This window comes from Saccharopolyspora karakumensis (assembly GCF_004349225.1).
Classification (GTDB): domain Bacteria; phylum Actinomycetota; class Actinomycetes; order Mycobacteriales; family Pseudonocardiaceae; genus Saccharopolyspora; species Saccharopolyspora endophytica.
This window is the reverse complement of record NZ_SMLA01000032.1, coordinates 30,628-50,405: the sequence shown is the minus strand read 5'-3', so window position 1 is coordinate 50,405 and position 19,778 is coordinate 30,628. Positions and strand designations below refer to the sequence as shown.

18 protein-coding genes are annotated in these 19,778 nt (G+C 69.9%); 5 read left to right on the top strand and 13 right to left on the bottom strand.

What is annotated here, in order from left to right; all coding sequences use genetic code 11:
* Positions 1-18: 18 nt before the first annotated feature.
* Entirely contained in the window at positions 19-2,871 is a 2,853-nt protein-coding gene (gene uvrA / locus E1202_RS19995; protein WP_132684678.1) for an excinuclease ABC subunit UvrA, read from the bottom strand.
* Positions 2,872-3,222: 351 nt separating this feature from the next.
* On the opposite strand from uvrA, the gene E1202_RS19990 reads away from it, so the two are divergent.
* The 3 genes from E1202_RS19990 to ligD all read left to right on the top strand — a co-directional run bounded on the left by E1202_RS19990 (position 3,223) and on the right by ligD (position 5,832).
* Positions 3,223-3,984 carry a maleylpyruvate isomerase family mycothiol-dependent enzyme gene (locus tag E1202_RS19990; protein WP_132684677.1) on the top strand — a complete coding sequence of 254 codons (762 nt, stop codon included), beginning with the start codon at positions 3,223-3,225 and terminating at the stop codon, positions 3,982-3,984.
* 48 nt (positions 3,985-4,032) lie between these two features.
* Positions 4,033-4,710, top strand: a complete 678-nt coding sequence (locus tag E1202_RS19985; RefSeq protein WP_132684676.1) for an MBL fold metallo-hydrolase — start codon at positions 4,033-4,035, stop codon at positions 4,708-4,710.
* A 123-nt stretch (positions 4,711-4,833) separates the two neighbouring features.
* Positions 4,834-5,832 carry a non-homologous end-joining DNA ligase gene (gene ligD / locus E1202_RS19980; protein ID WP_132684675.1) on the top strand — a complete coding sequence of 333 codons (999 nt, stop codon included), beginning with the start codon at positions 4,834-4,836 and terminating at the stop codon, positions 5,830-5,832.
* Positions 5,833-5,862: 30 nt separating this feature from the next.
* On the opposite strand, the gene E1202_RS19975 is transcribed toward ligD, so the two are convergent.
* A complete protein-coding gene (locus E1202_RS19975) occupies positions 5,863-6,075 on the bottom strand; it encodes a zinc finger protein (RefSeq protein ID WP_235878687.1) in 213 nt (70 codons plus the stop codon).
* A 271-nt stretch (positions 6,076-6,346) separates the two neighbouring features.
* On the opposite strand from E1202_RS19975, the gene E1202_RS19970 reads away from it, so the two are divergent.
* Complete coding sequence (locus E1202_RS19970) at positions 6,347-7,204, top strand: helix-turn-helix domain-containing protein (protein WP_132675242.1); 858 nt, start codon at positions 6,347-6,349, stop codon at positions 7,202-7,204.
* A 2-nt stretch (positions 7,205-7,206) separates the two neighbouring features.
* Positions 7,207-7,401, top strand: a complete 195-nt coding sequence (locus E1202_RS19965; protein ID WP_132684695.1) for a DUF397 domain-containing protein — start codon at positions 7,207-7,209, stop codon at positions 7,399-7,401.
* 84 nt (positions 7,402-7,485) lie between these two features.
* Here E1202_RS19965 and bla read toward each other — a convergent pair whose 3' ends face one another.
* The 11 genes from bla to E1202_RS19910 all read right to left on the bottom strand — a co-directional run bounded on the left by bla (position 7,486) and on the right by E1202_RS19910 (position 19,777).
* The gene (gene bla / locus E1202_RS19960; protein WP_132684673.1) at positions 7,486-8,391 is read right to left on the bottom strand and encodes a class A beta-lactamase; all 906 of its coding nucleotides are present in this window, start codon (positions 8,389-8,391) and stop codon (positions 7,486-7,488) included.
* 249 nt (positions 8,392-8,640) lie between these two features.
* The gene (locus E1202_RS19955; RefSeq protein WP_132684672.1) at positions 8,641-9,531 is read right to left on the bottom strand and encodes a serine hydrolase; all 891 of its coding nucleotides are present in this window, start codon (positions 9,529-9,531) and stop codon (positions 8,641-8,643) included.
* Complete coding sequence (locus tag E1202_RS19950) at positions 9,528-10,400, bottom strand: LysR family transcriptional regulator (RefSeq protein ID WP_132684671.1); 873 nt, start codon at positions 10,398-10,400, stop codon at positions 9,528-9,530. Before E1202_RS19950 ends, E1202_RS19955 begins: the two co-directional genes overlap by 4 nt.
* A gap of 100 nt (positions 10,401-10,500) precedes the next feature.
* Positions 10,501-11,652 (bottom strand): L,D-transpeptidase, encoded by a 1,152-nt coding sequence (locus tag E1202_RS19945; protein WP_132684670.1) that lies wholly within the window; start codon positions 11,650-11,652, stop codon positions 10,501-10,503.
* 367 nt (positions 11,653-12,019) lie between these two features.
* Positions 12,020-13,156 (bottom strand): MCE family protein, encoded by a 1,137-nt coding sequence (locus E1202_RS19940; protein WP_132684669.1) that lies wholly within the window; start codon positions 13,154-13,156, stop codon positions 12,020-12,022.
* Positions 13,156-14,325 (bottom strand): MCE family protein, encoded by a 1,170-nt coding sequence (locus E1202_RS19935; RefSeq protein ID WP_132684668.1) that lies wholly within the window; start codon positions 14,323-14,325, stop codon positions 13,156-13,158. Before E1202_RS19935 ends, E1202_RS19940 begins: the two co-directional genes overlap by 1 nt.
* Positions 14,322-15,527 carry an MCE family protein gene (locus E1202_RS19930; protein WP_132684667.1) on the bottom strand — a complete coding sequence of 402 codons (1,206 nt, stop codon included), beginning with the start codon at positions 15,525-15,527 and terminating at the stop codon, positions 14,322-14,324. The genes E1202_RS19935 and E1202_RS19930 overlap by 4 nt, the downstream gene beginning before the upstream one ends.
* Positions 15,524-16,537 (bottom strand): MCE family protein, encoded by a 1,014-nt coding sequence (locus E1202_RS19925; protein ID WP_132684666.1) that lies wholly within the window; start codon positions 16,535-16,537, stop codon positions 15,524-15,526. Before E1202_RS19925 ends, E1202_RS19930 begins: the two co-directional genes overlap by 4 nt.
* Complete coding sequence (locus E1202_RS19920; protein ID WP_132684665.1) at positions 16,534-17,565, bottom strand: MCE family protein; 1,032 nt, start codon at positions 17,563-17,565, stop codon at positions 16,534-16,536. The genes E1202_RS19925 and E1202_RS19920 overlap by 4 nt, the downstream gene beginning before the upstream one ends.
* Positions 17,562-18,908 carry an MCE family protein gene (locus E1202_RS19915; RefSeq protein WP_132684664.1) on the bottom strand — a complete coding sequence of 449 codons (1,347 nt, stop codon included), beginning with the start codon at positions 18,906-18,908 and terminating at the stop codon, positions 17,562-17,564. Before E1202_RS19915 ends, E1202_RS19920 begins: the two co-directional genes overlap by 4 nt.
* Entirely contained in the window at positions 18,905-19,777 is an 873-nt protein-coding gene (locus E1202_RS19910) for an MlaE family ABC transporter permease (RefSeq protein WP_132675266.1), read from the bottom strand. The genes E1202_RS19915 and E1202_RS19910 overlap by 4 nt, the downstream gene beginning before the upstream one ends.
* Between the last annotated feature and the right edge of the window lies 1 nt (position 19,778).

Sequence of the window (19,778 nt, the reverse complement as noted above, 5' to 3'; positions counted from 1 at the left end):
TGGGTGCCCGACTGGCATTCAGCCCAGCACTTCGGCGAGGAACCGGCCGGTGTGGCTGTCCTCGATCTCCGCGATGTCCTCGGGCATGCCCTCGGCCAGCAGCAGACCGCCGCCGTTGCCGCCCTCGGGACCCATGTCCAGGATCCAGTCGGCGGTCTTGACGACGTCGAGGTTGTGCTCGATGACGATCACCGTGTTGCCCTTGTCGACCAGGCCGTTGATCACGCCGAGCAGCTTGCGGATGTCCTCGAAGTGCAGACCCGTGGTCGGCTCGTCGAGGATGTAGACCGTCTTGCCGGTGGAGCGCTTCTGCAACTCGCTGGCGAGCTTGACGCGCTGCGCCTCACCGCCCGACAGCGTCGGGGCCGGCTGTCCCAGCCGCACGTAGCCCAGGCCGACGTCCACCAGCGTCTTGAGGTGCCGGTGGATGGCGTTGATCGGCTCGAAGAACTCGGCGGCCTGCTCGATCGGCATGTCGAGGACCTCGGCGATCGTCTTGCCCTTGTAGTGCACCTCCAGGGTCTCCCGGTTGTACCGGGCGCCCTTGCACACCTCGCACGGGACGTAGACGTCGGGCAGGAAGTTCATCTCGATCTTCAGCGTGCCGTCGCCCGCGCACGACTCGCAGCGGCCGCCCTTGATGTTGAACGAGAACCGGCCCGGCTGGTAACCGCGCACCTTCGCCTCGGTGGTGGCCGCGAACAGCTTGCGGATGTGGTCGAACACGCCGGTGTAGGTGGCCGCGTTGGACCGCGGCGTGCGACCGATCGGCGACTGGTCGACCTGCACCAGCTTGTCGACGTGCTCCAGGCCCTTGACCCGGGTGTGCCTGCCCGGAACCTGCCGCGCACCGTTGAGCTTGTTCGCCAGCACCGACGCGAGGATGTCGTTGACCAGGGTCGACTTCCCCGAACCGGACACGCCGGTGACCGCGGTCAGCAGACCCAGCGGGAAGGAGACGTCGATCTTGCGCAGGTTGTGCTCGCGCGCGCCGACCACGGTCAGCTGCCGCTTGCGATCCGGCACCCGGCGCTCGGTCGGCACCGGGATCTCCTTGCGCCGCGCCAGGTACGCGCCGGTCAGCGACTCCTTGTTCTTCAGCAGCTCCTTGTAGGGACCGCTGTGCACGACCTTGCCGCCGTGCTCACCGGCGCCCGGGCCGATGTCGACCACCCAGTCGGCGCTGCGCACGGTGTCCTCGTCGTGCTCGACGACGATGAGCGTGTTGCCGAGGTCGCGCAGCCGGCTCAGCGTCTCCAGCAGGCGGTGGTTGTCGCGCTGGTGCAGCCCGATCGAGGGCTCGTCGAGCACGTAGAGCACACCGACCAGACCGGAACCGATCTGCGTGGCCAGCCGGATGCGCTGCGCCTCGCCGCCGGAGAGGGTGCCCGCCGCGCGGTCCAGCGACAGGTAGTCCAGGCCGACGTCGAGCAGGAAGCCCAGCCGGGCCTGGATCTCCTTGAGCACGGCCCCGGCGATCATCTGCTCGCGCGGCCCCAGGACCAGCGCGTTGAGGAACTCCGCGCAATCGGCCACGCTCAGCGCGCTGACGTCGGCGATGGAGAGCTCGTCGTGCTCGTTCTCCATGGTCACGGCCAGGATCTCGGGCTTGAGGCGGGTGCCGTCGCAGGCCGGGCACGGCACGTCGCGCATGTAGCCCTCGTACTTCTCGCGCGCGTAGTCCGACTCGGTCTGCTCCAGCCGCCGCTCCAGGAACGGGATGACGCCCTCGTAGCTGGCGTAGTAGGAGCGGGTGCGGCCGTAGCGGTTGCGGTAGCGCACGTGCACCTGGTCGTCGGTGCCGTGCAGCACCGCCTTCTTGACCTTGGTGGGCAGCTGCCGCCACGGGGTGTCCATCCGGAACCCGATGGCCTCCGACAGGGAGGTCAGCAACCGGGAGAAGTACTCGGCGGTGTGCCCGCCGGCCCACGGCGCGATCGCCCCGTCGCCCAGCGAGAGGTCCTCGTCGGGCACGACCAGCTCGGGGTCGACCTCCTTGCGGATGCCCAGGCCCGCGCACTCGGGGCAGGCGCCGTAGGGCGAGTTGAAGGAGAACGAGCGGGGTTCGAGCTCGTCGACGCCCAGCGCGTGCCCGTTCGGGCAGGCCAGGTTCTCGGAGAACTTGCGCTCGCGGGCGGGGTCGGACTCGTCGAGGTCGATGAACTCGACCAGCACCAGCCCGTCGGCCAGCCGCAGCGCGGTCTCCACCGAGTCGGTGAGCCGCTGCTTGGCGCTGGGCTTGACGGTGAGCCGGTCGATGACGACCGCGATGTCGTGCTTCTCCTGCTTCTTGAGCTTCGGCGGCTCGTCGAGCGGGTGCACGACGCCGTCCACGCGGGCGCGGGCGTAGCCGGAGGAGCGCAGCTGCTCGAACAGGTCGACGTACTCGCCCTTGCGGCCGCGCACCACCGGCGCCAGCACCTGGAACTTGGCCCGCTCGGGCATCTCCAGGACCTGGTCGACGATCTGCTGCGGGGTCTGCTTGCTGATCGCCTCACCGCAGGTCGGGCAGTGCGCCTTGCCGGCGCGGGCGTAGAGCAGCCGCAGGTAGTCGTAGACCTCGGTGATGGTGCCCACGGTGGACCGCGGGTTGCGGCTGGTGGACTTCTGGTCGATCGACACCGCCGGGGACAGGCCCTCGATGAAGTCCACGTCGGGCTTGTCCATCTGACCGAGGAACTGCCGGGCGTAGGCGGACAGCGACTCCACGTAGCGGCGCTGCCCCTCCGCGAAGATGGTGTCGAAGGCCAGGCTCGACTTGCCCGAGCCGGAAAGCCCGGTGAACACGATCAGGCTGTCCCGGGGCAGGTCGAGGTCGATCCCGCGCAGGTTGTGCTCACGGGCGCCGCGAACGACGAGGCGGTCAGCCACGGTGATCCCTTCGAAAAAGTTCTGGTGTTGCGCGAGCGCGCGCCGACTGCGAGCGGCCGCCTGCTTCAGGCAGCGGGACCGCCGGCGCGGCATCGGGTCGCGACGTTGCGACGTCCATGCTATTCGGGGCCACCGACAGTCTCGGACCGACGGCTTCCGGTGCGGAGCACCTTCCTCGGCCGTCACCCCAACGTGTGAGATGTTGCGTGATCCGGCGGTGGCTGCCCCCTCACGACGATACGCAAAGTCGCCCGCATGGGGCACTGTCCCCGATGTGTCCTGCACCTTTACGCTCGAGTCTTCACGTTCTCCGCAAATTCGACTCCCCTCTCCCCCACGTGAGGTAGAGCCATGGCTGACATCGTTCTCGGTACCGGCCGATGGTCCGCTGCCGGTCTGGCAGACGAGGTCGCGAACCGGCGAGCCGCCGTCCGGCACGCCACCGAGGTCCTGGTGCGCTCCGCGTCCGGCCTCGACGAGATCTCGGTCCGACAACCCAGCCTGCTGCCGGGCTGGAGCCGCTCGCACGTGCTCACCCACCTGGCCCGCAACGCCGACGCCTGCTGCAACCTCCTGCTGTGGGCTCGGACCGGCATCGAGCACCCGATGTACGCCAGCCGCGACGACCGCGACCAGGCCATCGAGGAAGGCGCCTCGCGCAGCCACCAGCTGCTGATGGAGGACCTGATCGCCTCCAGCGACCGGTTCGCCGTGGCGGCTCGGAACATGTCCGACTCCGACTGGACGGCCGAGGTCTCCCTCTCCGGCGGCGACGTCATCCCCGCGGTGCACGTGCTGCGGCTGCGGCTGCTGGAGGTCTGGGTGCACCTGGTCGACCTCGACCACGACGTCGACTTCACCGACATCCCCACCGCCGATGCCGAGATGGTGCTGGAGGACGTGGTCCAGTTCTTCGGCGGGCGACCGGACGTGCCCGCGCTCACGCTGGAGGTCGACTTCGGCGACCACCGCCGCGGCTGGGACCTGCGCGGCACCACGTCGCGACCGGCGGCCGTCTCCGGCGAACCCGGTCCGATGCTGGGCTGGCTGCTCGGCCGAACGGGCCCCGGTGAGCTGCGCGGCGACGCGCCCGAACTGCCCGAATGGCTGTGAGCCCGATCTTGCGGCCGATGCCCGGCCGCGGGCGTTAGGCTCACGGGCGTGGAGCTTCAAGCTGAGTACACCGGACACGTGGAGCCCGGCGGCGCGGCCGCGCGCCGGGACCTGGACGCGCTGACCATCACCAAGATCTCGGTCGGCCCGATGGACAACAACGCCTACCTGCTGGTGTGCAAGAGCACCGGGGACGCGTTGCTGGTGGACGCGGCCAACGACCCCGAACGGCTGAGCGACCTGCTCGGTCACGACGAGCGGCGTCCCCGGCTGCGCACCATCGTCACCACCCACCAGCACGGCGACCACTGGCAGGCGCTGGGCGCGGTGGCCGGCGCGACCGGCTGCTTCACCGCGGCGCACCCCGCCGACGCCGACGAGCTGCCGGTGCCGCCGGACCGCCTGGTCGAGCACGGCGACACCATCGCGGTCGGCGACTCGGAGCTGTCGGTGATCCACCTGCGCGGGCACACCCCGGGCTCGATCGCCCTGGTCTACCGGGACCCGGCGGGCCACTCGCACCTGTTCACGGGCGACTCGCTGTTCCCGGGCGGAGTGGGCCGCACCACCTCGCCGGAGGACTTCAAGTCGCTGGTCGACGACGTGGAGACCCGGGTGTTCGGCGAACTGCCGGACGACACCTGGTTCTACCCGGGCCACGGCGACGACTCCACCCTCGGCGCGGAGCGTCCCAAGCTCGCCGAGTGGCGCGAACGCGGCTGGTGATCGGCAGCGGGGGAAGTTCCCGGCGGGAGCTTCCCCCGGGCCCGGCGTCCGCGCCGATGTGACTGCGGTCGTCGGAGCCCCCGCCTACTCTGGCTCCCGGGAGCGCGAGCACCGGAGGTCGTCGTGAGCGAGGCCGTGAAGCTGGACATCGGGGGCACCGAGGTGTCGGTGTCGCATCCGGACAAGGTGTTCTTCAAGACCCGCGGTGAGACCAAGCTGGACCTCGTGGACTACTACCGGGCGGTGGCCGGTCCGCTCCTGAGCACCCTGGGCGGTCGCCCGCTGCTGATGGAGCGCCATCCCGACGGGGCGAGCGGCAAGTCGTTCTTCCAGAAGCGGGTTCCCGCCTCGGCGCCGGAGTGGCTGCGCACGACCGTGGTCGAAACGCCGAACGGGACGACCAGCCACGCCCTCGTGGCCGCCGATCTGGCGCACGTCCTCTGGGCGGTCAACATGGGTTGCCTGGGCTTCCACGTGTGGCCCTACCAGGCCGGGCAGCCGGAGATCATCGACGAGCTGCGCATCGATCTCGACCCCTCACCAGGGGTCGGTTTCGCCGAGGTGCGCGAGACCGCGGCGCTCACCCGCGACTTCCTCCGCGAGGACGGCATCGACGTGCGGCTGAAGACCTCCGGGTCACGCGGCCTGCACCTCTACGTCCCGCTGCGCCCCGAGTGGGACAGCTACCGGGTCCGGGCCGCAGCCGTGGCGCTGGCGCGCGAGCTCGAACGCCGCCACCCCGATCTGATCACCGCCCAGTGGTGGAAGGAGGAGCGGGGCCGGCGGGTCTTCGTCGACTTCAACCAGAACGCCCCGCACAAAACGGTTTTCGGCGCCTGGTGCGCCCGGCCCCGGGTGGGCGGGCAGGTCTCGACACCGATCGCGTGGGACGAGCTGGACGGCGTCGACCCGGACCAGCTGACCATCGCCACGGTTCCCGGCCGGCTCGCCGAGCGCGGTGACCCGTGGGCCGACACCCGGCCGCAATCGATCCAGCCGCTGCTGGAACGCTACGACCGGGACATCGCCGCCGGAGCGCAGGACGCGCCCTGGCCGCCGGTGTACCCGAAGCAGCCCAACGAGCCGCCCCGGGTGGCACCGAGCCGAGCCAAGCGCGACTGACCGAGAACCGTTTCCTTGCACCAGATTTCGCTAGACGGACATGCGCGGGACCTCGCGGACCGCCGCAGCCACCCGGTGAGCCTCGGAATGGCAGTCACCGCAGGTCTGCCACAGCCACGCCTCCTTGGTGGCGTCGGCCACCACCTCCTGGCTGCACAAGGTGCTGACCAGCATGCCGCTCGGGTAGGCGTTGCCCCACGGGCGCTTGTCCAGGCTCGCGTGCCGTCTTCCGTCCGCCGGCACCCAGTGAAACGGATACATCGTTGCGCACTTCCCCCTCTTGTCTGTTCCGGTCGGCGATTCCGCGTCGCGGAACGAAAATCGCGACGGAACCCTCCCGGCTCCGAAGCGACCTCGATCAAGACGAGACCAATGCTCATGGTCTCGGGACCACTGCGGCAATTCCCCGAACGGATGACGCCATTCAGCGCACACGGCTGTGCGTGATCGGGTAGTCACGCGAAGGCGGACCCAGGGTGCCGTGCGATGCCGCACCTGAAATAGGCTGTGGTGCATGAGCGAGACCACTCCGGCACCGCGGGCGTACGTTCTCGGTGCGGAAATCCGGGACGCGAGGTCGCGTTCCGGTCTCGGGCTGCGCCAATTAGCAGGACGTCTCGACGTTTCGCACTCCGTCGTGGTCCGCTGGGAGCGCGGTGAACGAGTGCCGTCGACCGAATCCGTGTCCGCCGTGTGCGCGGTGCTGGGCCTGTCGAGCCCGGCTCGCGATCGGCTGCTGCGGCTCACCCGCGAGGCGCAGGCCGAACCGCCCAACTCGGTGTCGGTCGGGTCAGTCGGTGAGGCCGATCAGCTCACCGCGCTGCTGGAGTTCGAGCGGATCGCCACGGCGATCACCGACGTCTCCCCGATCCTCATCCCCGGCCTGCTGCAGACCACCGACTACGCGCGCGCGATCATGGGCACCGGCATCCCGGAGCACGAGGTCTCCACCCGCGTGGCGGTCCGGCTCGGCCGGCGCGAGGTCATCACCCGCCACCAAGAACCCGTGCGGTACACGGCTTTCCTGCTCGAATCGGTGCTGCACCAGCCCATAGGCGGCAGGGCGGTGCTGATCGACCAGCTGCGGCACGTCCGCGACATGAGCGCCCGCGACAACATCGACATCCGGATCATCCCGCTGTCCGCGGGATGGACCCCCGCGCACGCCGGACCCTTCGTGCTCCTCGAGTTCGCCAAGGCATCTCCCGTCGTGCACCTCGAACACCACAGGTCCAGCGCGTTCCTGCGCGATCCCGGCGACGTGACGGCTTTCGTCAAGGCCGGGAAGGACCTGGGGCAATTCGCGATGAGCAGCGACGACTCGGTTCGCCTCGTCGACGAGATCATCCACCGAGAGGAGACAACACCGTGACGTTGCTGCAGTCGCCGATCGGTTGGCGCAAGTCCAGCCGGAGCAGCCAGGAGACCAATTGCGTCGAGGTCGGCCGCGTCATCGGCGGGGCCGCCGTGCGCGACACCAAGGACCGCGCCGGGGGCCTCTTAACCGCCAATTCCGCTCAGTGGCGCTATTTCGTCAGAGCGATCAAAACAGGTCGCTTCGACAGATAGGCCACCGCCTCGATTCGCCCTCTGGGGGACGAAAACCGGGAGCGTTCCGCCGCGGGCGGAGCGCTCCCGATGCGTGCTCGCCGGTCAGACCAGCCGCTCGGCCACCAGGCGGGCGGCGTCGGCCAGCAGCGCGTTGTTCGCGGTGTCGTGCTCGCGGGGACGGCCGGTGAGCAGCGAGATGACGATCGGCGCACCGGTGTCGGTCCAGGTCACGGCGATGTCGTTGGCCACTCCGTAGGCGCTGCCGCCGCCGGTCTTGTCCGCCGTGCGCCAGCTGCTCGGAACCCCGGCGCGGATCCGGGCGGCGCCGGTGGCGCTGCCGAGCATCCAGCCGGTGAGCCGGTCGCGTTCCGCCGGGCCGAGCACGTCTCCCAGCAGCAGGCGCTGCAGGCCGTCGCCCAGCGCCCTGGGCGTGGAGGTGTCGCGCTCGTCGCCGGGGATGGCGGTGTTGAGCTCGACCTCCCACCGGTCCAGGCGGGTCATCGGATCGCCGATGGCGCGGGCGAACTCCGTGATGGCCTGCGGGCCACCGAGTTCGCGCAGCATCAGGTTGGCGGCGGTGTTGTCGGAGTGCTGCACCGCGGCCGCGCACAGCTCGCCGACGGTCATGCCGGTGCCCACCCGGGTCTCGGTGATCGGCGAGTTCTTCACGAGCTGACCGGCGTCGTAGCGGATGACGCGGTCGAAGTAGCCGCCGGCGAGCCCGTGGGCGCGCAGCAGCGCCGCCGACGCGTAGACCTTGAAGGTCGAGCACAGCGCGACGCGCTCGTCGGCGCGGTGGGCGACGGTCCGCCCGGTGGCGACGTTGCGCGCGAACAACCCCAGGCGCGCGTCGTAGCGGCGTTCCAGCTCGGCCCACACGGGGTCCGGCCGGGGAGCCGGTACGACCGGCGTGGCGGACGGGGCGCTCGGCGCGCAAGCGGCCACCGGCGCGGCCAGCAACGCCGCCAGAACCGCCCGTCGACTCACGCGGATGTCATTGTGCTGCAACTGATTTCCCTCCAGTAGTACCGATTGCCCCAATCAAGCAGCCGACCGCTGATGGCGCCAATAAGAACTCGACCGGCTCCCGATAGCGCTTCGATATCGCCCCAGCGGAACCGCCGCCGAAGTCGCGAGAACTCCCGAAAAAATTCTTCAGACACCCCTTCCGGAGGGCCGCTCAGAGCAGGTCCGAGTCCGAATCGACCGGACGAACGGGAACCGGCGTCGGGGCGCAAGGAGATTCCCCGAACATCCCTAGAGGCGGCCGGAGCGCAGGTCCGTCACCGCGATCCGGGCGCACTCGGCGATCGCGGCGTCCACCCGCGGAAGCGACGGGTCGGCGCGCGCCGCGAGGGTGAACAGCGCCACCGCCACCGGTGCCTCGCCGTCGAACTCCACCACCGACACCTCGTTGCGTACGGCGCCGATCGTGCCCGTCTTCCCCGAGACCCGAACCCCCTGGAACGGGAATCCCGCCCGGACCCGGTGCATCCACGCCTGCTGGCCGAGCAGCCTGCGGACGAACGCGCACTGCTGCGGCGAGGCGACCGCGTCGGCCCAGATCAACTCCATCAGCCGCGTCATCTCGCGGGGCGTGGTGGCGCTGGCGTAGGACGGGTCGTAGGCGCGGACGGTGCGCGCCTCGTCGTTGTCGGCCAGCAGGGCGAACGCCTCGGAGGCGCTGGTGGCGCCCATCTCGCGGGCCAGCGCGGCGTGCGCGTCGGCGGTGCCGCCGACGACGCGGGTGCGCTCCAGGCCGAGGTCGGCGAGCGCGGCGGCCAGGGCGTCGAGGCCGATCGCACCCAGGATGACGTCCGCGGCGGCGTTGTCCGACACCGCGATCATCGAGGCCGCGAGGTCCCGCCAGGACATCCGCACCGGGTCCTGGAAGGTCGACACCCCGGTCGGACCGGGGGTGCAGGAACCGGGATCGAGCCGGATGGCCTCGCGCGGGTCGAGGGTTCCCGCGTCGAAGGCGCGGGCCAGCGCGACCAGCAGCGGGAGCTTGTAGACCGAGGCGGTGACCACGAGCTCGTCGGCGCCGAAGCCGAGTTCGTGATCACCTCCGCCGAGCCGCACCGCGTGCACCCAGCCCTGCGCGCCCGCGTCGGCGAGCACCTCCCGGATGCGCTGCGCGGCGTTCACGCCAGCTCCCGGAGCGCGGCTTCGAGCGCCTCGCACACGTCGGGCTGCGGAGCCGGGTCGGGCCAAACCACCCGGACCCGCAACGCGAGCTCGTCGCCTGCGGCGACGACGGCCACGCCGGGTGCGCGCACCTCGGGGTCGGTGCTGAGCGCGAACGCGCGTCCGGCGGCGACGGCGCCGAGCGCGTCGCGATCTCCGGGTGCGGGCAGGAACTCGGGGTCGAGGCCGCGTTCCCGGAGGGTGTCCACGAGCAGGTCGAAGGCCGCGGTGCCGTGGGCGCGCGGAGCGGTGGCGCAGACCAGCCCGCGCAGCGCGCGGAGCGAGGACTTCTCGGCCGCCGGGTGGTCGGCGGGCACGAGAAGTCGGCGCGGGATCTTGACCACCGACGAGGTCTGCAGGTCGCCGAGCAGCGCCGGGTGGTGCACGACCGCGCAGTCCAGCCGGCCGCCGGCCACGGCGTCGACCAGGTCGATGGTCGGGGCGGTGCTGACGATGACGGTGCGCGCCGACGGCTCCGGTGCCGCGTCGCGCAGGGCGGCGACCAGACCGGCGACCTGGCGATCTCCGAGGGCGGCGATGACGCCGATGCGCACCGCTCCCCTGTTCTCCCGCTGCCTGCGGGCCGCTTCGGCGAACTCGTCGGCCCCGGCGAGCAGCGTTCGCGCCCGGGGCAGCAGGTCGGCACCGGCGGTGGTCAGCCGCACGCCCCGAGACCCCCTGGTCAGCAGGGTGACGCCGAGCCGGTTCTCCAGCCGCTGCACTCCTTGGGACAGCGGTGGCTGGGTCATGCCGAGGCGGTCGGCGGCGTGCCCGAAGTGGCCTTCCTCGGCGACCGCGACGAAGAACCGGAGATGACGCAGGAGGTCCACACCACCGATCCAAGCACGAGGCCCGGAACGCGCTGCGCGCTCCGGACCTCGCCGACGTGCCGGTTCGCCTACCGCCGAACGACCACGACGACAGGAGTGCTCAGGGTGCGTGGTACAGGGCGCTGCCCTTGACGTACTCCTCCCACGGGACGGTCCAGTCCCAGATGTCGCCGTCGGCCGGGGTGAGCGGTCTGGTCGACCCGACGATCTCGACCGGGTCTCCGATCTGCGTGAACTCGAGGAACCACCTGCCGTCGGTGCTGGAGAGGTTGACGCAGCCGTGGGTGACGTTGCTCGACCCCTGCGCGCCCGTGCTCGCCGTGTTGGTGTGCACGTACTCGCCGTTGTTGGAGATCCGGACCGCGTTGGGCAGCACCTCGTCGTAGGCGCCCGCGGTTCCCCTGGCGGGTCCGCCCCAGCTCCAGGAGTTCATCCGCACCGAGTCGTGCCGCTCGGTGGCGACGTGGATGCCGTGCTGGGTCGGGTACGCCGGCTGCCCGTAGGAGGCGTCCATCTCCCTGATCTCCTTGCCGTCCTGGTAGACGGTGAAGGTGTGGGCGTTGACGTCGCCGACGGACCGCTGGTCGCGGCCGATGGTGAAGTTCGATTCGAAATTCTTGTCGCCCATCACCCCGGCGCCGGTGTCGATGCCGTAGAGGTCGGCGCGCACCTTCACCTTGGTGTCGGCCTTCCAGTAGTCCTTGGGCCGCCAGTTGACCTGGTCGTCGGAGTACCAGTTGAACGAGCCCTCGGTGGGCACGGAGGTTTCGATCTTCAGGCGGCGTTCGACGGCGGCGCGGTCCTTGACCGGCTTGTCGAAGTAGATCGAGACCGGCATCGCGATGCCGACGGTGTCTCCATCGCTGGGCCGGGTGCGCTCGACGTTGACGATGTCGGTCGGGGTGGCGGTGGTGAACGTCGAGTTCAGCGGCATCGACGGAACGCCGTCCTGGTCGTGGGCGACGGCGTGCACCTGGTAGGTCGTGCCGAAGGCCAGTGGTGAGTCGATCGTCCACTTGTGACCGCTGCGGGAGATCTTCCCCGGAACCGGTGCGCCGTTGGCCGTCACGTTGACCGAGGTCAGCACGCCGCGCTGCGCGGTGAGCTCCAGCGGTTCACTCGGTGACAGCGATGTCGTCCTGTCTGGAACCGAGGTCGTCACCGACGCCTCGGAAACGTCCGGCCCGCACGCCGTCAACGCGCACGCGACCAGGCTCGCGATGACTAGTTGGCACGCAACTGCCCCCCGCATACCGGCCTCCCCAAGAACCCTGCACCGTCTCGTTGGTAATCAGTAACTGTCCGTGCGGTGAGCGGGGTTCTCAACACGATCAAGCGGTGCGGGGTGGGCGATTCACGACTCGCCGAGGGATGTTGTTGACCAGCGAAGGCACAGTCCACGCTGATGAACGCTCCATCGAGTGGATTGAACGCAGCAGAAGCCCCATATCGGCTACCCGCAGTCGATTGCAAGCAGGACACACCAAGATCATGTAATTCGTTCGGTGGACATCATGTTGCGTCGTCAGAACCGGTGGCACGCATTGGGGTGAGACCATCGGTCTGTTTTGCCCGATATCGGCAGCTCAGGACGGTCTTCGCCCACGGCCCGCCGGTGGTCACGGGCCGGGCGGCGACACGGGCGCCGGGACCGGGTAGCGGATCGCGTGCTGCGATCCGCGCACCGCGGTGGGGCTGCCCTTGGGTTCGGTGCACGCGATGTCGTAGTTGGTGGGGCCGTCGGTGGTGTCGGACCCGTGCTTGCGCGGCGTGCCCTCGTACCCCGCGGTGCACGCCGGCGGGTTGAACATGTTGAGCACCAGACCGAGGTGACCGGTGCCGTCCGGTGAGAGCGTGTGGGTGAACGCCGAGATCATCGGCAGCGCGACCAGCGTCTGCTCCAGCGCGGGACCGCGCACGCTGGTCAGCTGCATGGTGGTGAGCAGGTTCGCGGCCACGATGCCGAAGTCGGTGCCCATCGAGCGCGTGAGCTCCTCCACCTCGGCGGCGGCGCCCGGCGCCTCCTGGATCGTCTTGCGCAGATCGGGGTCGGACTGCTTGAGCTGCCCGGAGATCTGCCGCAGCCCGGTGCTGAACTCGGTGAGGTTCTGCGCCTGCTCCTGCTGGGTGCGCAGGACGACGTCGCTGTTGTCCAGCAACCCCGTGGTCTGCGGCAGGTTCTGCTGCGCGGCGGTGGTGAACGAGCTGGTGGTGTCGAGCAGCTCCTGCAGGTGGGAGCCGGTTCCGTCGAAGGCGGTCCCGACCTCGGTGACCACCGTCCGCAGCTTGTCGGTCGGCACTCCCGCGACCAACCGGTCGACGTTGACCAGCAGCGATTCGGGCGCGGGCGGGATGGAGGTGCGCTCGATCGGGATCACCGAGCCCTCCTGGAGGTAGGGGCCGCCGCGGTGCTGCGGTTGCAGGTCGATGTACTGCTCGCCGACCGCCGAGCGGTTGGCCACCACGGCGCGGGCGTCCGCGGGGATCTGCGGTGCGCCGTCGTTGATGTGCAGGTCGGCGGCGATGCCCTCGCGGGACAGCCGCAGCGCGGTGACCCGGCCGACGGCCACGCCGCGGTAGCTGACCTCGGAGTTGGTGAACAGCCCGCCGGATTCGGGCAGCTGCACCGACACCGGGTAGCCGTTGGAGCCGAACAGCCGGTCCAGCCCGGCGTAGCGACCGCCGACGAAGCCCACGCCGACCACCGCGATGACCAGGAACAGCGCCAGCTGCACCTTCACCTTGCGCGCCATCATCAGGAACCTCCTCCGGACAGGCCCGGCAACAACCCGCCGTCCGGCTGCGTTCCGGGGATCGGCAGCGGCGGCAGCGCTGGCGCGCCGGGCGGCAGCGGGATGTTGGCACCGGACTGGCCGGAATCGGAGAGGCCCGGGATCGGGATCGGCGGCCCGGAGGACCGCGCGAAGTTCTCGTAGAGCGCGGACAGGTCCAGGTCGATGAGCACGTCGGTGTTCACGAAGTCGCCCTTGAGCGGGACCATCGCGTACTCCGGGAACGGGTAGGTCGACAGGAAGGCCATCGCCTTGGGCAGATCGGTGCCGGTCTTGGCGAGCTGCTGGAGCGTCGGCGCGAGCGCGTGCAAGTCGGCCACCAGGTCCTCGCGGCTGGCCTCGACGGTGCGGGTGGCCGTGCCGGAGAGCTTGTCCAGCGATTGCAGCATCCCGACCAGCTGACCCCGCTGGGCCTCGATCTCGCGCAGCCCCGGGGAGAGCCCGTCGAGGGCGGTGTTGATGTTGCCGGTCTGCTCGCGCAGGTTCGCCGAGAGCCGGTTGAGACCGTCGAGGGCCTTGGTGATCTCGCCGCGCTGGCCGTCGAGCCGGGTCACCACGTCGTTGACGTTGCCCAGCAGCGAGCGGATCTCCTCCTCGTTGCCGGTGAACGCCTTGTTGAGCTCCTGCACGATGGTCTGCAGCTGCTCGATGCCACCGCCGTTGAGCAGCAGCGACACCGCGCCGAGCACCTCTTCGATCTGCGGGTTGCGGTTGGTCCGGTCCAACGGGATCACCGCGCCGTCGGCGAGCTCACCGGCGGCGTTGTCGGGCGGTGGTGCGAGTTCGACGAACTTCTCCCCCAGCAGGCTCGACTGGCGCAGCCGCGCGTAGGCGTTGGCGGGCAACCGCACGTCGCCGTTGACCCGCAGGGTCACCATGGCGGTCGTGTTGTCGGCGCTGAGGTCGATGCGGTCGATGCGCCCGACCGCCACGTCGTTGACCTTCACGCTCGCCTGCGGCACCAGGTCCAGCACGTCGTGGAAGTGCACGGTCACCGCGTAGGGGTGGTCGCCGAGCTCGGCGCCACCGGGCAGCGGCGTGTTGTAGAGACCGGTGAAACCGGCTGGGCCGCAACCGGACACCAGCAGCAGCGACAGGGTTCCTGCCAGCAGCGCGCACCGTCTGGCCGTCATGGCGTCCCCGCCCCTCGCTTCATCGCGTCCACCAGCGGCAGCGGCACCGGGTTCTCGCCCTTGCCGAGCCGGTCCGGGACGTCGCCCGCACCGGTCTGGAGCTTGCCGAGCACGTCGGCGACCGACGGCAGCGGTGCCAGGCCCTCGACGACCGGGTTGAGCTTCTCGCAGGTGTCGCGCAGCGACTGCGGGATGGGCTCGGGAAGCGGCGTGACGTTGGCGATCAGCCTGCACACCAGCAGGATCGGCGGCTGCGCGAGCTCCTGCGGGTTCCAGCGGGAGGCCACGCTGCCCGAGGCCGAGTCGTAGGCGTTGATGAAGTTGGTCGTGGCCAGCGGCATCAGGTCCAGGACTTCGGCCAACGCTTCCCGCTGGTCGACCAGCGCCTGGGTGACGCCGGTGAGGTTGCGGACGTTGGAGGACATGTGGTCGCGGTTGTCGTGGACGAACCGCTGGACATCGTCGAGCGCGATCGCCAGCGAGTGCAGCGAGGTGCCCAGCTGCTCGCGCTCGGAGGCGAGGTAGCCGGTGGTGTCGGCCATCCGGCCGTAGAGCTCGCGGATCTGCTGGTCGCTCTGGGCCAGCGTGCCGGTGAACTGGTTGAGGTTGTCCACCGTGGCGAACAGGTCGTCCTGGTTCTCCGACAGGGTCGTGGAGAGCTCGCCGAGCCGCTTGATGGTGGTGTTGAGGTCCTGACCGTTGCCGTCCAGGGTGGCCGCGGTGGTGTTGAGGACGTCGTTGAGCGCGCCCTCGCGGTTGGCCCCGTCCGGGCCGAGCGCGGTGGACAGGGCGTTGACGCTCTTGTAGAGCTCGTCGAGCTCGGCGGGGGTCGCGGTGCGCTTGCGGTCGAGGACCGCGCCGGAGGCCATCACCTCGCCCTGCGTGTAGGCCGGGGTGAGCTGCACGTAGCGGTCGCTGACCAGGCTGGGCGCGACGACCACGGCGTTGGCGTCGGCGGGGATCCGCACCCCGTCGTCGACGTGCATGTCGACCCGCACCACCGGCCCTTCGGGCGTCACGGTGTCGATCTGGCCGACCTTGACGCCGAGCACCCGGACGCTGGAACCGGCGTAGAGGCCGACGGCCTTGTCGAAGTAGGCGGTGATGGTGGTGCCACCGGCCGACAGCGTCCACCACAGCGCTCCGGCGGTGACCAGGGCCAGCGCGCACAGCACGGCGATCATGCGGGTGAGCCTGCTCATCGGCCGCCTCCCTCGGGAACCGGGAGTTCGCACTCGGGGGTGTTGGTCTGGATCGGGCCCGCGTGGATCGGCGGCGGCAGCAGACCGCAGAAGTAGCCCTCGAACCAGCGGCCGTTGCTGATGGTGTTGTTGAAGCCCCGCACGTAGGGCTGGAGCGCTCCGATGGCCCTGTTCAGGTTGTCCTGGTTGCGCTTGAGCATCGCGGTGAGCTGGTCGAGCTGGTCGAGGGCGGGTTTCATCTGCTCCTGGTTGTCGGCCACCAGGCCGCGCAGCTGGTTCGAGAGGTTCTCGGTGCCCACCAGCAGTCCGCTGATCGCCTGCTTGCGGGCCTGCACCTCCGACAGCAGCAGGTTGCCGTCGGAGACGAGCTTGCTGACCTGCTGGTCGCGGTCGGCGACGATGCCCGAGACGTCACTGGCGTTGCGCATCAGGTCGGCGAGCTGCTGGTCCCGGGAGGCGATGGTCTGCGAGAGCTGGGACAGGCCGTTGACGGCCTGGTCCATGTGCTGCGGCGCGCCGCGCATGGTGTCGGACATGACCCGGAAGCTCTCGGCGAGCTTGCCGCTGTCGAGCTGCCCGGTGGTCTGGGTCAGCTGGTCGATGGCGTCGGGGATGTCGAACGGAGAACTGGTGTTGCCCACCGGGATCGGCTCGGACAGCTCCTCGTCACCGGCCGGCCGCAGGCCGACGAACTTCTCGCCGAGCAGCGTCTTGATCTGGATGTCGGCGCTGCTGCGGTCGCCGATCTCGCGTCCGTCCACTGTGAACGACACGAGTACGCGGTTGCCTTCCAGCGACACGTCGTCGACCTCGCCGACCTCGACCCCGGCGATCTGCACCTCGTTCCCCGGCTCCAGCCCGGCGGATTCGGCGAAGTAGGCCGAGTAGGAGTTGCCGGAGCCGATCAGCGGCAGGTCCTTGGCGGAGAACGCCGTCAGCGTCCCGACCACCATCAGCGCGATCGTGACGAGGCCGACGGTGACCTGGTTGCGGGCCCGTAGCGGTTTCATCGGCATCTCTCCGGCAACTGGGTCGTCGGCACGGGCAGGAGCGGGATGTTGATGTTGAGCTGGTCGATGCGGATGTTGCCGGTGACCTGGCACGAGTAGTAGTTGAACCAGCCGCCGTAGCTGACGGTCCGGGTCAGCCGGTCCAGCCGCCCCGGCATGGTCTGCAGCGTGTGGTCCAGCAGCGGCAGGTCCTTGTTGAGCAGCCCGGTGACGTCGCGCAGCGCCGCGATGTCCTGCTGCAGCGGTGGTCTGGCCTGCTCGACGAGCCCGGCGGTGGTGTTGGTCAGCTCGTCGAGGGCGCCGATGGCCTCGCCGACCGGCTCGCGCTGCTCGGCGAGCCCGGTGGTCAGCCGTTGCAGCGCGTCGATGAGCTCGGCCAGTTGCGGGCCGCGTTCGTTGACGTTGCCCAGCACGGCGTTGAGGTTGTCGATGACCTGACCGATGACCTCGTCCTTCTTCGCCAGCGTCCCGGTCAGCGACGCGGTGTGCGCCAGCAGGCTGTCGACGGTGCCGCCCTCGCCCTGCAGCACCTTCACCAGCTCGCCGGAGAGCTGGTTGACGTCCTCGGGGTTGAGGGCCTGGAACAGCGGTTTGAAGCCGTTGAACAGTGCGGTGAGGTTCAGCGCCGGGTGGGTGCGCTCCAGCGGGATCTCGTCGCCGGGCCGCAGCACGTCGGCCGGATCGCGCAGCGGCGCGTCCAGGGCGAGGTAGCGCTGGCCCGCGATGTTGCGGAACTTCACGGTGGCCTGGGCGTCGCGCGGCAGCTTCCGGGCGCTGTCGACGTCGAAGCGCACCAGGGCGTGGTCGTCGGCGTCGACTTCGAGCTCGGTGACCCGGCCGACCTTGACCCCGGCGATGCGCACGTCGTCGCCCTCGCCGAGTCCGGAGGCGTCGGCGAATCGCGCGGTGTACTCGTGGGCGTCGCCGGAGGAGTTGGCGGCGATGGTGGACACCAGGATCCCGGTCAGGGTCAGCGTGACCGCCACGAAGACGATCAGCTTGATCAGCGGTGCGGTGATCGACCTCATCGCACGGTCACCTCCGCGTTCCGGAACAGCGGCCCGACCAGCAGGCTCGTCCAGTCGGGGACGGCCTTGGGCTGGACCTGCAGACGAGGGGCCATCAGTGCGGCGAGCAGGTCGCGCTCCGGCTGGGAGTTGGCCACCGACGAGCTCGCCGACTGCGGCGAGGTCGACGCCGGCGCCCCGCCGGACTTCTTCCACGGGAACACCGCGTCGCGGTCCAGCGGCGGCTCGGGCTTGGTGGAGCCGTCGTTGAGCGGTCCACCCGGCGGGTACTGCGGGAACGTCTCCGGCGCCTCGACGAACGGGTAGCAGCGCGGACCGCGGTGCTCCAGGTTCTTCGGATCGTCCACACCGGGCAGGTACTTGCCGCGGCTGCCGGTGATCTCCAGGGTCATCCGCGCCATGTTCGGGGTGTCGGTCCCCTTGCCGAAGGTGAGATCGGCGTTCTTGGCACCGGCCTGGAACTGCTGGAGCATGCAGGGGTACTGCGGCGAGTACTTCGCCAGCAGCTCCAAAGTGGACCGCGAGGTGCCCGCCAGCCGGATGAAGTTGTTGCCGTTGGCCGACAGGAACCGGTCCATCTCGCCGCTGGCGCTGGTCAGCGCACCGGTCATCTGCTGGAGCTGACCGCGCTGCTCGACGACGGTCCGGCTGGTGGTGGTCAGGTCGTTGACCGCCTGCATCAGGTCGGGTGCCGCGTCGGCGTAGTTCTCGGCGACGTCGTCGACCCGGCTGATCACCGATTCCATCTTCGGCAGCGACGGGTCGAAGTCCTGCAGGTAGCGGTCGAGCTGCACCAGCGTGTCGCCGAGCTGCTCGCCGCGCCCTTCCAGCGCCTGGGAGACGGCGTTGAGGGTGGTGGAGACCTGCTGCGGTTGCACCGCCTGCAGCACCGGCATCAGGTCGCCGAGCACCTTCTCGACCTCCATCGCCGAGGCGCTGCGGTCCTGCGGTATGACGTCTCCCGCGCTCAACGTCGCCGAAGCCGCTTCCTCCGGGATGTCCAGGGCCACGTAGCGCTCGCCGAAGAGGGTTTTCGGCAGCAGCCGAGCGGAGGCGTTGGCCGGGATCATGCCCGCCTTCTCCGGTTGCAGCGCCAGCCTCAGGTCGGCGTGGCCGTTGCCCGCGTCGATGGCCCGCACCTCGCCGACCACGACACCGCGCACCTTGACGTCGGCGCCCGGCATCATCTGGTTGCCCGCGGTGTCGGCGCGCACGGTCACCGCGACGAACCGGGTGAACGCCTTGTTGTACATCCCGATCGTGCCCGCCAGGAACAGCCCGGCGACGACCAGGAACGCGATGCCCATCGCCTGGTAGCGGCGTCTGCTGCGCGCCTCGATCATCCGGCGATCCGAACCGTCGTGGTCGATCCCCAGATCGCCAGGCTGCAGAAGAAGTCGAGCACCGTCACCAGCACGATCGAGGTCCGCACCGCGCGACCGACGGCGATGCCCACCCCGGCCGGGCCGCCGCTGGCGGTGTAGCCGTAGTAGCAGTGGGTCAGGATCACCGCGACGCTGAAGACCATGACCTTGCCGAAGGACCACAGCACGTCCTCCGGAGGTAAGAACAGGTGGAAGTAGTGGTCGTAGGTGCCCGCCGACTGCCCGTAGACCCACACCGTGATCTGCCGCGACGCCAGGTAGGAACCCAGCAGCCCCACCACGTAGAGCGGGATGACGGCGGCGACGCCGGCCAGCACCCGGCTGGTCACCAGGTACGGAACGCTGCGCACACCCATGACTTCCAGCGCGTCGATCTCGTCGGAGATGCGCATCGCGCCGAGCTGCGCGGTGAACCCGCAGCCGACGGTGGCCGACAGCGCCAGACCGGCCGACAGCGGTGCCACCTCGCGGGTGTCGAAGTAGGCGGCGATGAATCCGGTGAGCGCGGCGGTCCCGAGCTGGTTCAGCGAGGAGTAGCCCTGGAGCCCGACGACCGCGCCGGTGGCCATGGTCATGCCGACCATCACACCGAGCGTGCCGCCGATGATGGCCAGCGCACCGCTGCCGAAGACGACCTCGGTGAGCAGCCGCATCGTCTCCTTGCGGTACTTGGTCAGCGTGACCGGCACCAGCGCCAGGGCGCGCACGTAGAACGAGAGCTGCCAGCCGAGGTTGGCCAGCACATCACCGGGCCGGGAGGCGGCCTTGGCGATGCGGCGCTGCACCGGGGCCGGTGTCGGCGGGGGTGTCGTTTCCAGGACTGCCATC